The following is a 15,048-nucleotide window of genomic DNA, read 5'->3' as shown; positions in this document are numbered from 1 at the left end:
GGATCGGCGAAGCTTGCAGCACAAGAGTTCACCTCATGACCGAACCACTGACGCGGCCCGAGCGAGCTTCGACCCGCACGATCGGCGCCCCAACGCTCGACATCGTTGTGCCCGTGTACAACGAGGAGGCCGACCTCGAGCGGTGTGTGCGAAGGCTGCATCGGTATCTGAAGAGCGAAGTGCCGTACACGGCCCGCATCACCATTGCCGACAACGCGAGCACCGACGAGACGCTGTCCGTCGCCTATCGTGTCGCGTTGGAGTTGGACGGGGTCCGGGTGGTGCATCTGGATGCGAAAGGACGCGGTCGCGCCCTGCGGTCGGTGTGGACCGCATCGGACGCCGAGGTCGTCGCGTACATGGACGTCGACCTGTCGACCGATCTGAATGCGCTGATGCCGCTGGTTGCGCCGCTGGTATCCGGACACTCGGATGTTGCGATCGGCTCTCGGCTGAACAGGTCGGCGCGCGTCGTCCGCGGACCGAAGCGCGAGCTCATCTCCCGCGGGTACAACCTCGTGCTTCGTGCGTCGCTGCACGCGAAGTTCTCCGATGCCCAGTGCGGCTTCAAGGCGATGCGGAGAACTGTGGCGCAGCAGTTACTTCCGCTGATCGAAGATGGCGAGTGGTTCTTCGATACCGAACTGCTCGTGCTTGCCGAACGCATCGGTCTGCGGATCCACGAGGTGCCTGTCGACTGGGTCGACGATCCGGATTCGCGCGTCGACATCGTCGATACCATCCGCAAGGATCTGCTCGGCGTCGCTCGGTTGAGCCGGGCCCTGTTCGTTGGAACGCTTCCGGTGAACGAACTGCGACGTAGCCTCGGTCGTGAGCCGCTGGTGCATGGCGTGCCGAGGGGAATGGTCGGTCAGCTCGTGCGATTCGGAATCGTCGGTGTGGCAAGCACTCTCGCTTACGCGCTGCTGTACCTCCTGCTGCACCCTGTGATGGGTGCTCAGGCTGCCAACTTCACCGCATTGCTGATCACCGCGATCGCGAACACCGCCGCCAACCGCGCCTTCACCTTCGGTGTTCGCGGGTCGGGCGGTGCGGCCAAGCAGCAGGTGCAGGGCCTCGTCGTTTTCGGTCTCGCGCTCGCCCTGACAAGTGGTTCGCTGTTCCTGCTGCACGAATGGGCTCCTGCCGCAACCAAACACGTTGATCTGGCGGTGTTGGTGGCAGCGAATCTGGTCGCGACCGTCGTGCGGTTCGTCGGGCTGCGGTGGGTGTTCCGCGCCGGTGTAGAGCAGGTTCGATGAGAGCGACTGAAACTAGTCCCGTCGCGCAGCCGGACTCTCGGAAGCCTTGGGAGCTAGGGGCACTCGCTGCGCTACTGGTGGCCACCCTGATCGCCTACGTGTGGGGGCTCGGGGCTGCAGGCTGGGCGAACTCCTTCTATTCTGCTGCGGCGCAAGCAGGCTCGGTGTCGTGGAAGGCATTTCTGTTCGGATCGTCGGATGCGGCGAACTCGATCACCGTCGACAAACCGCCTGCGTCGCTGTGGTTGATGGCGTTGTCGATCCGCATCTTCGGGTTGAGTAGCTGGTCGATCCTGGTGCCACAGGCCCTTCTCGGCGTCGCCTCGGTCGCGCTGTTGTGGGCGACCGTGCGCAAGTATTTCGGCGCTGCGGCAGGCCTGCTTGCCGGGTTGGTACTAGCGGTGACACCGGTTGTCGTGCTGATGTTCCGCTTCAACAATCCCGATGCGCTGCTGGTGTTCCTGATGATCGCAGCGGTGTGGGCATTGCTGCGTGGAGTCGAAGACGGCAGGATGCGGTGGCTCGTTGCGACGGGAGTGTTGGTCGGCCTCGGCTTTTTGACGAAGCAGTTGGCGGTGATGTTGGTGGTGCCGCCACTTGCGTTGACGTACTTGCTCGCAGGGCCGCCGAAGCTCGGCAAACGGATCGTTCACTTGCTCGCTGCGGGTGGAGCGTTGGTTGCCACGGCTGGGTCATGGTTGTTACTTGTCGAATTGTGGCCTGCTTCGTCGCGACCGTGGATCGGTGGCTCGCAGAACAATTCGATCGTCGAGTTGACGCTCGGCTACAACGGCCTCGGCCGGATCGACGGCAACGAGCGTGGCAGCGTCGGCGGCGGCCCGGCCGGCGGGCAGTTCGCCGAGGAATTCGCCGAGCACGGTGGCGGCAAGATGTGGGGCTCGTCCGGGTTGACTCGGATGTTCGGTCCCGCTCAGGGTGGCCAGATCGCCTGGTTGCTCCCCGCCGCCCTATTGCTGCTCGTCGTGGGAATTGCACTGCGGGGCAGAGCAGCTCGGATGGATCCGCAGCGCGCGTCGTTCATCGTCTGGGGTGGCTGGCTTGTGGTGACGGGTGGTGTCTTCAGCTATATGGCGGGGATCTTCCACTCGTACTACACGGTCGCGCTAGCACCTGCGGTTGCCGCCTTGGTCGGGTCGGGAGCGGTGGTTGCCTGGCGAAGTCGTGAAAAGATCTGGGTACGAACAGCTCTCGGAATCGTGGTCGTGGCTACGGCGGTCACGGCCTGGATCTTGCTCGGCCGTACAGAGGATTTCCTACCGTGGCTGCGTTGGGCGATTGCCGCCACTGCGATTCTTGCGGCCGTCGCGCTGCTCGTCCCGATCGCGCTGTCGCGTCGGATTGCGGTCGTCGGCGTCGTCGCAGCGTTGTTCGTCGCTCTTGCGGGTCCGGCGGCGTATGCGGCGGAGACGATATCGCGGCCGAGGGTGGGTTCGCTGGTATCCGCGGGCCCGTCACCGAGTGGGGGCGACATGTTCGGTGGCCGCCATCGTGGTCAGGGGCCGGGCGAAGCGGGGCAACTCGGCGGAGGGATACCCGAATGGCTGGCCAACGCTGTCGAGGCGATGGGAGGCGGACCTGGCGGTGGTCTGTTGAAGGGCAGCACGCCCGGCCCCGAGGTGGTCGAACTGCTGGAACGGGGAGCGGAGTCCTACACCTGGATGGCCGCGACCATCGGTGCCAACAGTGCCGCGGGATATCAACTGGCAACGGGCTTTCCTGTCATGCCGATCGGTGGTTTCAACGGGACGGATCCTTCGCCGACCTTGCAGCAGTTCGAGCGGGACGTGACCGACGGGAAAGTGCACTACTTCATCGCGAGCGGCATGGAGAGAATGCGTGGGTCGGGGTCCGGCGGATCGGCGCTGATCTCGGACTGGGTCGAATCGAACTTCGCCTCGGCACAGGTGGACGGCGTGACCGTCTACGACCTGACCAAGCCCAAAGCGGGCAGCTGACGATCCGAGCGTTTCGACGCACCGGGTGCGCGCAGATTAGGCTGACTGATCGTGCGCGTACTCGTCATCGGCTCCGGAGCTCGTGAACATGCCTTGGCACTTGCCCTCGGGCGCGACCCTGGTGTGTCCGAGGTCCACTGTGCACCCGGCAACGCTGGTATCGCGTCTGCCGCGACCCTGCATCAGGTGAACGCGTCGTCCGCGGAGGACGTCGTTGCGCTGGTAACGAAGATCGCTGCGGACCTCGTCGTCATCGGTCCCGAGGTTCCCCTTGTGCTCGGCGTTGCGGATGCCGTCCGTGCTGCTGGTATTGCAACCTTCGGACCATCGGCAGCGGCCGCTCGTATCGAAGGTTCGAAGGCATTTGCCAAGGACGTGATGGCCGCGGCCGGCGTGCGGACCGCCCTCAGCGAGATCGTCGACACCCCGGCGGAGCTCGACGCTGCCCTCGACCGGTTCGGGCCGACGTGGGTCGTGAAGGACGACGGCCTCGCCGCTGGCAAGGGTGTCGTCGTCACCGCCGACCGCCGCGCCGCACGGGATCACGCCGCCGAACTCCTCGAGCGTGGGCATCCGGTACTGCTCGAATCGTTTCTGTCCGGCCCCGAGGTGTCGCTGTTCTGCCTGGTCGACGGGGAGACCGTCGTCCCGTTGCTACCCGCGCAAGACCACAAACGCGTCGGCGACGGCGATACCGGGCCCAACACCGGCGGTATGGGCGCCTACACACCCCTGCCGTGGTTGCCCGCAGCGATGGTCGCGCGCATCGTCGACGAGGTCGCTCGTCCGGTCGCCTCGGAAATGGTGCGGCGCGGCTGCCCGTTCTCCGGGCTGCTCTACGCGGGTCTTGCGATCGATTCCGAAGGCCCGACCGTGATCGAATTCAACTGCCGCTTCGGCGATCCGGAAACGCAGGCCGTGCTGGCACTACTGGAAAGTCCGTTCGGTGAGTTGCTGAAGGCGACCGCGACGGGAACGTTGGATTCTGTCGGTCCGCTGCAGTGGCGGGACGGGGCCGCGGTGACGGTTGTGCTTGCGGCAGAGAACTATCCGGGGCGCCCACGCTCCGGCGACGTGATCACCGGCGCCGACGGCGACGAGGTGCTGCATGCAGGGACTGCCAAGCGGGACGACGGTGCGTTGATTTCGTCGGGTGGCCGGGTGCTCAGTGTTGTCGGTGTCGGGACCGACCTTGCAGGCGCGCGTGCTTATGCTTACGAGACGTTGGCAGCCATCAGGCTGGCGGGCGGGCATTTCCGGACCGACATCGGTTTGGCTGCCGTCGAGGGCCGCATCAGCATCTGATCCGTGGTGTGGGTGGTCCACTCACACCGTCGAGCGAGGTCAGGGTGCCCCTGACGCCGTACCTGCTAGCCGACCCGCATCCCGTGCAAGGCCAACCAGCGCTGCGGGTCCACGTGTTGGCCGTCCATGATCACTTCGAAGTGCAGGTGCGGCCCGGTCGAATCGCCGCGGTTGCCCATCCGCGCGATCTGCATCCCGGCGGGCACCCGCTCGCCGACGGACACGAAGAAGTCGTACAGGTGGCCGTAGACGGTGACGGCACCGTCGTCGTGGCGAATGCGCACCCACAGCCCGAATCCCGCGGCCGGACCTGCGTCGATGACCGTGCCGTTGGAGACCGAGTAGATCGGCGTGCCGATCGGTCCGGCGATGTCGATGCCTGCGTGCATGGCGCCCCAGCGGGCGCCGAATCCCGATGTGAACACCCCACGCGCAGGCAGGGTGTACCCACCGACGCCGGGCAGTACCGAACCGGTTCCACCCGAACCGGACATCCACGGCTGGTATTCGCCTGCAACTGCAGCAGCTGCTTCACGCTTTGCTCGTTCGAGCGTTGCCGCCGCTGCGATGGCGACAACCTTCTGCTCGCGGATCCGTTCACCTTTTGCGATCTGCTTCAGGTACGACAGGTCGGAGCCTGGTGTGGACAGCAATTCGATGTCGTGATCGAGGTCGAGTGGTTCGACCTCGGCGCTACGCGCAAACACCGCAGGTGCCACATCGGGCGAGGTCGTGGAGCGGGGGGTGACGTCGAGATGGGACGTATCGGAGGCGACGAATAGTGCCGCGGCAGCCAATACCACGACAAGCGCGCGGGTTCGGCCCACCAAGCCCAGCAACCATCGTCCTTCGGTCGTACGTGTTCGTGTGCCCGTGCGGCTTTGACCGACCCGGGCATCTGTACGCGACCATAACAGTCGTGAAATACCCCAAGAGAGGTTCGGTCCAAGTCGATACCGGGTTGTAGTGCAAGGCCAGCTAGCGTCGTGGAGGTGCGCTCCGAATCGCTGCGGTCCCAAGTCGAACCGTTTCACGTCATGGATGTCTTGAAGGCCGCGACCGAACGGGCTCGGACTCACGGCGATGTGCTATCGCTTGCCGCGGGACAACCGTCCACGTCGGCTCCTGCGCCGGTGTTGCGCGCGACTCGCGCGGCGTTGGACGCCGAGTTGCTCGGCTACACCGAGACATTCGGCATCGAGCCGCTTCGATCCGCCATCGCCGCACACCATCGTCAGGTTTCCGGCGTCACCGTCGACGCAGAGGACGTCGTGGTGACAACCGGATCGTCGGGCGCGTTCACGCTCATCTTTCTCGCTGCCTTCGACCTCGGCGACACCGTCGTCGTAGCCAGTCCTGGTTACCCCGCGTATCGGAATACCCTTGCCGCACTTGGCTGTCGAGTTGTCGAACTCGACTGCGGACCCGAAGTGAGATTCCAGCCGACGGTGGCGATGCTCGAGGCGCTCCCGTCACCGCCCGCCGGTCTGATCGTCGCGAGTCCAGCGAATCCGACCGGCACCGTGATCGATCCGCTCGAACTCGCTCTGATCGCCCGCTGGTGCGATGAACACGGCACCCTGCTGATTTCCGACGAGATCTACCACGGCATCACCTACGGCGACGACGTGACGACGTCGTCGGCATGGGAGACCTCGCGCGAATCGGTGGTTATCGGATCGGTGTCGAAGTACTTCTCGATGACGGGCTGGCGGCTCGGCTGGATGTTGGTGCCGCCGGGTCTGCGCCGCGCGTTGCAGCGATTGGCGTCGAACATGACCGTCTGCCCGCCCGCGATATCGCAGTACGCGGCCATACCGGCCTTCACTGCAGAATCGAAGGCGGAGTTGGACTCCCACGTGCGGCGCTACAGCGTCAACCGTGAGCTCCTTCTGACCGGATTGCCACAGCTCGGCATCACCGAACTGGCACCGGCCGACGGCGCGTTCTACGTCTACGCCCACATCGGCCATCTCACCGACGATTCGACGACGTGGTGTCGCGACGTGCTCGCCGAAACCGGCGTTGCGCTGGCCCCCGGCGTCGACTTCGACACAGCGAGAGGTACTCGTACCGTTCGGTTTTCGTTTGCAGGCGCGACGGCGGAGATAGCGGAAGCGTTGCAGCGGTTGCAGAGCCTGTAGAAACGCAGAACGCGTTCCAGTCGGCCTTGCTCATTTCGTATGGATGGAACGTGCCGTGCTGGCACCATAGCCAGGTGACCACAGCGACGACACCCAAAGGCGAACGTCGTCGCCAGGCGTTGGTCGCGGCCGCTGCTGAGCTTTTGCTCGAGGGTGGTTTCGATGCGGTCAGGCACCGATCGGTAGCCACGCGCGCCGACCTCCCGCTCGCATCGACGACGTACTACTTCGCATCGCTCGAAGACCTCATCGCGCGGGCGGTGGAACACACCGGTAGCGCCGAGTTGTCGCTGATGCGCGACCGAGTCGCCGAGGTTTCCCATCGTCGCAGGGGAGCCGAATCGACCGTTGATCTGATCGTCGACCTGCTCGTCGGCCCGGAGGGGCCCGATCCGAGCTCGCGCGAACAGTTGATCGTTCGATACGAACGATCCGTGGCATCGGCACGTCATCCCGAGGTGCGCGACGTTCAGGTTCGGCTACGTGCGCAACTCGACGATCTGCTCGCCGACGTTCTCCGCCGGTCCGGGCGCGCGTGTCGGCAGGAGCAGTTGCGGCGACTGGTCGCCATCGTCGACGGCGCTGTTGTCTGTGCGTTCAGCGAACCCGACCCGGACCCGCGTGTGATGGCTCGGAGCGCGCTCCTCGACGTGATCGATATCGTCGCGCCGCCTGTACAGCGGTAGAGCGCGTCGAGCGTCGGCTGCGAGTCCGTAGACTGGCCTTTCGTGAGCAACATCCCGAACGTTTTAGCCAACCGGTACGCCAGCCCCGAATTGGTGCGGCTGTGGTCGCCCGAATACAAAATCGTTCTGGAGCGTCGCCTCTGGCTCGAAGTTCTGCGCGCGCAGGCCGACCTCGGCGTCGATGTGCCTGCCGACGCGATCGCGGATTACGAACGGGTGCTCGAAAATGTCGACCTCGCGTCCATCGCCGCGCGCGAGCGGGTGACGCGCCACGATGTGAAGGCGCGGATCGAGGAGTTCAACGCTCTCGCCGGACACGAGCAGGTCCACAAAGGCATGACCAGCCGCGACCTGACAGAGAACGTCGAGCAACTCCAAATTCGGCTCTCGCTCGAGCATGTCCACGCGCACGGTGTCGCCGTTGCAGCGCGTCTGGCCGAACGTGCGGCCGAGTATTCGCCGCTCGTCATGGCTGGCCGCTCGCACAACGTCGCTGCCCAGGCGACCACACTCGGTAAGCGCTTCGCATCCGCTGCCGACGAATTGCTGGTCGCGTTGACGCGGTTGGAAGAGCTCATCGCTCGGTACCCGCTTCGTGGCATCAAGGGCCCGATGGGTACCTCGCAAGACATGCTCGACCTCGTCGGAGGCGACGCCGCGAAACTGGATGCGCTGGAGCAGAAGATTGCGACGCACCTCGGGTTCTCCCACGTGTTCACCAGCGTCGGACAGGTCTATCCGCGCTCGCTCGATCATGACGTCGTCTCCGCGCTGGTTCAGGTCGCCGCGGGTCCGTCGTCGCTTGCACACACGATTCGCCTGATGGCAGGCCACGAGCTGGTGACCGAAGGCTTCCAGCCGGGTCAGGTCGGGTCGTCGGCGATGCCGCACAAGATGAACACCCGTTCGTGCGAGCGCGTCAACGGTCTGCAGGTAATTCTGCGCGGTTACGGCTCGATGGCAGCCGAACTCGCAGGCGCGCAGTGGAACGAAGGCGACGTATTTTGCTCGGTCGTGCGGCGGGTTGCGCTGCCGGACTCGTTCTTCGCGATCGACGGTCTGATGGAGACGTTCCTGACCGTCCTTGCCGAATTCGGTGCCTACCCCGCGGTGATCTCGCGTGAGCTGGACCGGTACCTGCCGTTCCTTGCAACGACCCGGATCCTCATGGCAGCGGTCCGCACCGGTGTCGGTCGAGAGACCGCGCACGAAGTGATCAAGGAACACGCCGTCGCGGTCGCGCTTGCGATGCGTGAGCAGGGTAGGGAACCCGATCTACTCGACAGGTTGGCCGGCGACGATCGTTTGCCGCTCGACCGCGCCGGGCTCGACGCCGCGCTGGCCGACAAGTCGGCGTTCATCGGCGGGGCAGATGCGCAGGTCTCGGCCGTTGTCGCGGCGGTGCAGAAGCTGGCCGAGCAGTACCCGGCGGCAGCGGCATACGTGCCGAGTCCGATTCTGTAGGCGACAGTGACCGTATTCGACGACATCCTCGCTGGTCGAGCGCCGGTGAGTCCGCTGTACGAGGACGACGACGTCTTCGCGTTTATGGACATCCGGCCGTTCACACCCGGCCATCTGCTGGTGATCCCGAAGGTGCCCGCGCGCAGCCTCGCAGAGCTCGATCCTGCGGTCGGCGGCAAGCTGTTTCAGGTGGGTCAGCGGCTGGCGGCTGCGTTACGGGCCAGTGAAGTCGCATGTGACGGCGTCAACTTCTTCCTCGCCGATGGGGTCGCCGCAGGTCAAGAGGTATTTCACGTACATCTGCACGTCATACCCCGCACAGGTGGCGACGGGTTCGGTCTGCGGGGCCGCCCGACGAGTCCGCGTCGTGCCGATCTGGACTATCTCGCCGGGTCGATCAGTAGGGCGCTGCGCGCCTCGTGAGTCCTTTCGGAGGTTCCACCCTCCGAAAGGACTCACGACCGGCGTAGCCGGCCTGTTCGCACGAGCGCGAACCCGAGAACCGCGAGACCGACCAGGACGAACGTGCCGACCGCGACCAGGAACGGTCCGCCCATGAACCCGAATATCCGCACGTCCTGCGAGATGTAGCGGTAGCGAACGTATTCATCGTCGCTCGCAGCGTTCGAGAACTCGAAATCGGAGCTGATCCGCTTCGGGTCTCCGATGAACGTTGACAACCGGGTCAAATACGCACCCGATCCGACGAGTTCGGCGAGCCCAGGATCGCTTACGCCATCGACTCGGCCGGCGAACTCGGTGTCGACACTCTGGGTGTCAGCGTCGGCGTCGCTGCGCCGCTGACGGTGCTCGGACAGTGTGTAGACGGTGACTTCCTGAGATCGGCCTGCCGCGACGGACATTCGCATCGGATAGACCATGCGCGTCGACGGAAACGTCAAGGTGACGGGGTCGAGGCCACCGGCGAGCGGGACGTCGCTCGTGAGCCGCATCGCGACGAAAGCCCAGCCTTCCTCGATGTACGGCGCAAGCGAGGCCGTCACCTCGGGCTTCATCGTGTAACCGTTCGTGGCCAGCCAGCTCTGTAGGCCGGGCGCATCGCCGCCCGCAAGTGTCGTTGCTTCGAGCGGACCGAGTTGCACCTGCGTCAGGACCGTGGGTCCGCCGCCGGGTGGACTTGCGCCTGCGGTGTCGTATTCGCCACTCCCGCCGCTTGTTTCGCGACTTTCCCACCACTGCAACTCGGTTCGGACGCGCGTCGCGGTCAGTTCTTCCAATTCGTCGAAAGTCGACGCCTTTCCAGCGGTCACCATGGCCGGCGCAGGCGTCGGGATGACGAGGGCGGCGTTGTCGCCACTGGATTGCAGCGTCAGACGCATGACGATGGTCTCGATCGAACCGTCCCAATGCACAAGCGCCGCTTCGCCGTTCACTGCAGCGGCAGGGTCGGTGCTCACGACGCCGCCGCAAGCACACGCCGACGCCGGTGCAGCAGTGGTCACAAAGAAGCCGGCAAGCACGATGGCTAGGACTGTCGCAGGTCGACCGAGCAGGGCGAGGACACGCATGGGACGACATTAGCGATCGCGAGCCTCGTCGACGGCCGAGAAAGTGGTACGGATTCCGACAACACCGTGTCGAAGACCGGTGAAGTTCTCACTAATCACCGCGGACGCACGTGATCCCGATAGGGTGCCTTCGTGCGCCCATCATTGTCTTCGTACAAGTACCTCTCTCGTGGGAAGGTCCGCGAGCTCTACGCCATCGACGACGACTACATGTTGCTCGTCGCGACCGACCGCATATCTGCCTACGACCATGTCTTGACCACGCCGATTCCCGACAAGGGACGCGTGCTGACCGCGATGAGTTTCTTCTTCTTCGATCTACTCGGCGCGGCGAATCATCTTGCGGGCGATCCGGAGGATCAGCGCATCCCGGCCGAGCTGGTCGGTCAGGCCATGGTGGTCAAGCGGCTGAAAATGATCGAGATCGAATGCGTCGCCCGCGGATATCTGGTCGGGTCCGGCTTGGTCGACTACCAGAAGACGGGCGGCGTATGCGGGATCCCGTTGCCGAAGGGCCTGGTCGAGGGCAGCAAACTCGACGACCCCATTTTCACACCGGCCACCAAGGCCGACCTCGGTCAGCACGATATGAACATCGACTTCCAGACCGTCGTCGATCAGCTCGGCCCGGAGCTGGCGTTCAAACTGCGTGAAGACACTCTGGACATCTACTTCCGGGCGTCGAACTACGCGGAGGGCACGGGATTGATCCTTGCGGACACGAAGTTCGAATTCGGCCTCGACAAGAACAACAACCTGATCCTTGCCGACGAGGTTCTCACGCCGGATTCGTCGCGCTACTGGCCTGCTGACGGTTACGCGGAGGGCAAGGGACAGGCCAGCTTCGACAAGCAGTTCGTACGCAACTGGCTGACCAGTGCCGATTCCGGCTGGGATCGTGCAGCCGACGGACCGCCGCCACCGCTTCCCGACGACATCGTCGCGGCGACGCGCACCCGGTACATCGAGGCTTACGAGCGGATCTCCGGACTCTCGTTCGCCGACTGGGTGCACTGAGGTCGTCCGCTACGGTTGACGCCATGTCCGCAGATGCTTCACAAGGAGAATTCGCTCTCGACCCGCCGATCGCCAAGAAGGTGCCCAAGGAGCGCGTCCATCACGGCGACGTGTTCGTCGACGAGTACGAGTGGCTGCGCGAGAAGGAGAACGCCGAGTTAGTCGCCTATCTCGAGGCGGAGAATGCGTACACCGATCAGGAGACGCGTCAGCTGCAACCGCTGCGCGACGCCATCTTCGGTGAGATCAAGTCGCGCACCCAGGAGACCGACCTGTCGGTGCCGACGCGGATGGGCGATTTTTGGTACTACTCGCGTAGCTTCGCGGGCAAGCAGTACGGCGTGCATTGCCGGTGCCCGATCTCCGGTCCGGACGACTGGACGCCACCGCAGCTGACGGCCTCGGTGGCTGTGCCGAACGAGCAGGTCCTGCTCGACAGCAATGTCCTCGCGGAGGGCCACGAGTTCTTCGCGTTGGGTGCGTTCTCGATCAGTCATGACGGCACGCTGCTCGCCTACTCCTTCGACATCGTCGGCGACGAGCGATACACCCTGCGTTTCCTCGACCTCACCACCGGCGAGTTGTTGCCCGACGAGGTGAGTGGTGCTGCTCCGGGTGCGACGTGGTCGCTCGACCGAGCGCACGTCTTTTATATGACGGTCGACGATGCGTGGCGTCCCGACACGGTGTGGCGGCACAAGCTCGGCACCGAAAAAGCCAGCGACGTCAAGGTGTTTCACGAACCCGACGAACGCTTTTGGGTCGGCATCGGTTCGACTCGCAGCGAGAAGTATCTGATGATCTGGGTCGGATCGAAGATCACCACGGAGGGGTGGGTGCTCGAATCCGCCGATCCCGAAGGCGAATTCACCGTCATCATGCCCCGTCGCGAGGGTGTCGAATACAGCGTCGAGCATGCCGTCGTAGGAGGTCGGGATCGTTTCCTGATCCTGCACAACGATGTTGTCGACGGCGTCAAAGCCGAGAACTTCGTCTTGGTCGAGGCGCCCGTCGACGACGTGGCGAACACGACGATGTTGATTTCTCATCGCGACGACGTCAGGCTCGAAGAAGTCGACGCGTTCGAAGGGCACCTCGTTCTGAGCTACCGCAGGGAAGCGCTTACCCGACTTGCCATTTGGCCGCTGACCGCCGATGGCTACGGCGAGCGGCGCGAGTTGGAGTTCCCGCTCGAGCTGTACTCGGTCGGGCTGTCGAGCAATCCGGAATGGGTGCAGCCGACCCTGCGCATCGGGTTGACGTCGTTCATCACGCCCACGCAGGTGTTCGATTACACCCTCGCAACCGGCGAGCTCGTACTCCTCAAGGAGCAGCCGGTTCTCGGTGAGTTCGACAGGAACGACTATGAGCAGCATCGTGATTGGGCGACGGCTGCCGATGGGACGAAGATCCCCATCTCCCTGGTCGCGCGCAAGGGCATCGTAGGTTCGGGCGTGGCGCCACTGCTGTTGGGCGGCTACGGCTCCTACGAGGCAAGTCAGGACCCAGGTTTCTCGGTGGCGCGATTGTCGCTGCTCGACCGCGGCATGGTGATTGCGATCGCCCATGTTCGCGGCGGCGGCGAGATGGGTCGACTCTGGTACGAGAACGGCAAGAAGCTCACCAAGCGAAATACGTTCACCGACTTCGTCGATTGCGCACAGCATCTCGTCGACTCCGGCGCAACGACGCCGGACCGTATGGTCGCGACCGGTGGCAGTGCAGGCGGACTGCTGATGGGTGCCATCACCAACCTCGCACCCGAGTTGTTCGCCGGTGTCCTCGCCAACGTGCCGTTCGTGGATCCGCTGACGTCGATCCTCGATCCGTCGTTGCCGCTGACCGTCATCGAATGGGACGAGTGGGGAAACCCGTTGGCGGACAAAGAGGTCTACGACTACATGAAGTCCTACAGCCCATACGAAAATGTGGAAGCCAAGGACTATCCCGCAATCCTGGCGATCACCAGCATCAACGACACCCGGGTGCTCTACGTCGAGCCCGCGAAGTGGGTCGCGAAGCTGCGCGCCACCAAGACCGGAGATTCGCCGCTGCTGCTGAAGACCGAGATGACGGCGGGGCACGGGGGAGTCAGCGGTCGGTATGCGCGGTGGAAGGAAGCAGCCTTCGAGTACGCGTGGATCCTGACGACGTCGGGTGCGGCGAAGTAGTTTCGGGGTTTGGGTCCGACGGCTACCTGGCGCGAAGGATGCCGGGTAGCCGGGCAGAGACCGCGTCGGCGGCGTCACCTCTGAGCAAGAGTCGAACCAGCATGCTCGACCCGATGATCAGCAGCATGGTCGCCTGCGCGTCGAGCGCGGAATCCGTTGTCGCACCGTCGTTGTCGAGCGTGTCGGACAGCATGTCGACCGCTGGTGAGCCGAACTGCCGCCACAGATTCGACTGTAGGTCGGGGTTGTCGCGCAAGGTCGCGAGCAGTCCGGGCAGTGCCGCTCGCACGTCGGGACGTCCGAACATGTCGAGGGTGTAGTCGAACGACCTCTCGACCCAGTCGTCGGCGCTCTGTGCCTCGGCGACGGGTACGTGGTCGGGTACCCAGCCGAAGACGGCTTCGAAGATCAGATGCGTCTTGGACGGCCAGCGCCGGTAGAGGGCGGGTTTGCCGACGTCGGCGCGTTCGGCGATCGCGACCATGGTCGTCCTATCCCAACCGACCTCCGCCAGGAGCGTGCGGGCAGCGGCGAGCGCGGCGTCGTCGATGGCGGTGTCGCGCGGCCGTCCGGGGCGGCGGTCGCGGGAAGTGTCGTCGGGAGAAAGTGAGTCGACCATTGCCGAATATCGTAACGCGGCGTTACGTTGAATGTATCGTTACATCGCGTTACGTTATGGTCTCCGACCGCACCTCGACAGAAGAGAATCGTATGTCCCACCTGCTCGAAGGCAAGACGGTTGTCGTCTCCGGCGTCGGTACCGGACTCGGCCGCGAAATTGCTGTCGCTGCGCGCCGCGACGGCGCCAACGTCGTGCTCGGCGCACGCACCGAAGCCAACTTGGCGGCCGTCGCCGACGAGTTGGATCCGAGCGGCACGCACGTTCGGTACGTCGTCACCGACATCATGGATCGACAGGCCTGCGCGGCTCTGATTGCCAAAGCCGTCGACGAATTCGGTGGCGTGGATGCACTTTTCAACGTTGCCGCCAAGGAGGACGTGTTCGGCGGTCTCGCCGGTGCCGACCTCGAAGGGTGGCGAGCCATGTTGGACGCCAACGTGATCGGAACGCTGCAGCTTGTTCAGGAGGCGCTGCCCGCACTCGAACAGGGTGGCGGATCGGTGGTATTCATCGGTACGCAATCGTCGTTTCATCCGCAGATCCCACAGGCGGCCTACGCAACATCCAAGGGCGCGCTGCACGCGGCGATGTTCTCACTCGCCCGTGAGCTCGGCCCGAAGAAGATTCGCGTGAACATGGTTGTGCCGACGTGGATGTGGGGTCCCAACGTCGAGTTGTACGTGCAGATGACGGCGAAACATCGCAAGGTGCCCGAAGCCGACGTCAAGGCGAAGATCACCAAGAACATGCCGCTCGGTGAAATTCCCGAAGACGGCGACGTCGCAAACGCGGCCGTCTTCTTCGCATCCGACTACGCGCGCATGGTCACCGGTCAGACGATCTTCGTCAACGCAGGCGAGTACTTCCGCTAG

General features: G+C 64.4%; 13 protein-coding genes. 10 read left to right on the top strand and 3 right to left on the bottom strand.

Going from position 1 to position 15,048, the window contains the following annotated elements:
- The first annotated feature begins 35 nt into the window (after positions 1-35).
- The 3 genes from ACHIRB_RS07960 to purD are packed head-to-tail and all read left to right on the top strand — an operon-like array spanning position 36 to position 4,543.
- Positions 36-1,262 carry a bifunctional glycosyltransferase family 2/GtrA family protein gene (locus ACHIRB_RS07960; protein WP_395124647.1) on the top strand — a complete coding sequence of 409 codons (1,227 nt, stop codon included), beginning with the start codon at positions 36-38 and terminating at the stop codon, positions 1,260-1,262.
- The gene (locus ACHIRB_RS07955) at positions 1,259-3,238 is read left to right on the top strand and encodes a glycosyltransferase family 39 protein (protein WP_395124648.1); all 1,980 of its coding nucleotides are present in this window, start codon (positions 1,259-1,261) and stop codon (positions 3,236-3,238) included. The genes ACHIRB_RS07960 and ACHIRB_RS07955 overlap by 4 nt, the downstream gene beginning before the upstream one ends.
- A gap of 51 nt (positions 3,239-3,289) precedes the next feature.
- The gene (purD, locus tag ACHIRB_RS07950) at positions 3,290-4,543 is read left to right on the top strand and encodes a phosphoribosylamine--glycine ligase (RefSeq protein ID WP_395124649.1); all 1,254 of its coding nucleotides are present in this window, start codon (positions 3,290-3,292) and stop codon (positions 4,541-4,543) included.
- Positions 4,544-4,608: 65 nt separating this feature from the next.
- On the opposite strand, the gene ACHIRB_RS07945 is transcribed toward purD, so the two are convergent.
- Positions 4,609-5,382: a M23 family metallopeptidase gene (locus ACHIRB_RS07945; RefSeq protein WP_395112396.1), complete on the bottom strand. Its 774-nt coding sequence runs from the start codon at positions 5,380-5,382 to the stop codon at positions 4,609-4,611.
- Between the two features lie 153 nt (positions 5,383-5,535).
- Between ACHIRB_RS07945 and ACHIRB_RS07940 the strand changes: the two genes are divergently transcribed.
- The 4 genes from ACHIRB_RS07940 (at position 5,536) to ACHIRB_RS07925 (ending at position 9,260) form a co-directional block, all read left to right on the top strand.
- Complete coding sequence (locus tag ACHIRB_RS07940; RefSeq protein WP_395112397.1) at positions 5,536-6,687, top strand: pyridoxal phosphate-dependent aminotransferase; 1,152 nt, start codon at positions 5,536-5,538, stop codon at positions 6,685-6,687.
- A gap of 74 nt (positions 6,688-6,761) precedes the next feature.
- Positions 6,762-7,373, top strand: coding sequence for a TetR/AcrR family transcriptional regulator (locus tag ACHIRB_RS07935; protein ID WP_395112398.1), 612 nt, complete (start codon positions 6,762-6,764; stop codon positions 7,371-7,373).
- 42 nt (positions 7,374-7,415) lie between these two features.
- Entirely contained in the window at positions 7,416-8,837 is a 1,422-nt protein-coding gene (purB, locus tag ACHIRB_RS07930; protein WP_395124650.1) for an adenylosuccinate lyase, read from the top strand.
- A 6-nt stretch (positions 8,838-8,843) separates the two neighbouring features.
- Positions 8,844-9,260: an HIT family protein gene (locus tag ACHIRB_RS07925; RefSeq protein ID WP_395112401.1), complete on the top strand. Its 417-nt coding sequence runs from the start codon at positions 8,844-8,846 to the stop codon at positions 9,258-9,260.
- A 32-nt stretch (positions 9,261-9,292) separates the two neighbouring features.
- Here the strand turns inward: ACHIRB_RS07925 and ACHIRB_RS07920 are convergent, their stop codons facing one another.
- The gene (locus ACHIRB_RS07920) at positions 9,293-10,366 is read right to left on the bottom strand and encodes a DUF2330 domain-containing protein (RefSeq protein WP_395124651.1); all 1,074 of its coding nucleotides are present in this window, start codon (positions 10,364-10,366) and stop codon (positions 9,293-9,295) included.
- Between the two features lie 132 nt (positions 10,367-10,498).
- Between ACHIRB_RS07920 and ACHIRB_RS07915 the strand changes: the two genes are divergently transcribed.
- Positions 10,499-11,383, top strand: coding sequence for a phosphoribosylaminoimidazolesuccinocarboxamide synthase (locus ACHIRB_RS07915; RefSeq protein ID WP_395112402.1), 885 nt, complete (start codon positions 10,499-10,501; stop codon positions 11,381-11,383).
- A gap of 23 nt (positions 11,384-11,406) precedes the next feature.
- Positions 11,407-13,554: a S9 family peptidase gene (locus tag ACHIRB_RS07910; RefSeq protein ID WP_395124652.1), complete on the top strand. Its 2,148-nt coding sequence runs from the start codon at positions 11,407-11,409 to the stop codon at positions 13,552-13,554.
- Positions 13,555-13,576: 22 nt separating this feature from the next.
- Here ACHIRB_RS07910 and ACHIRB_RS07905 read toward each other — a convergent pair whose 3' ends face one another.
- The gene (locus tag ACHIRB_RS07905) at positions 13,577-14,173 is read right to left on the bottom strand and encodes a TetR/AcrR family transcriptional regulator (protein ID WP_395124653.1); all 597 of its coding nucleotides are present in this window, start codon (positions 14,171-14,173) and stop codon (positions 13,577-13,579) included.
- Positions 14,174-14,265: 92 nt separating this feature from the next.
- Between ACHIRB_RS07905 and ACHIRB_RS07900 the strand changes: the two genes are divergently transcribed.
- Entirely contained in the window at positions 14,266-15,048 is a 783-nt protein-coding gene (locus tag ACHIRB_RS07900; RefSeq protein WP_395112406.1) for an SDR family oxidoreductase, read from the top strand.

This window comes from Antrihabitans spumae, from assembly GCF_043944905.1.
Classification (GTDB): Bacteria; Actinomycetota; Actinomycetes; order Mycobacteriales; family Mycobacteriaceae; genus Antrihabitans; species Antrihabitans spumae.
The sequence above is the reverse complement of the archived record's forward strand: the minus strand, read 5'-3'. Positions and strand labels throughout refer to the sequence as shown.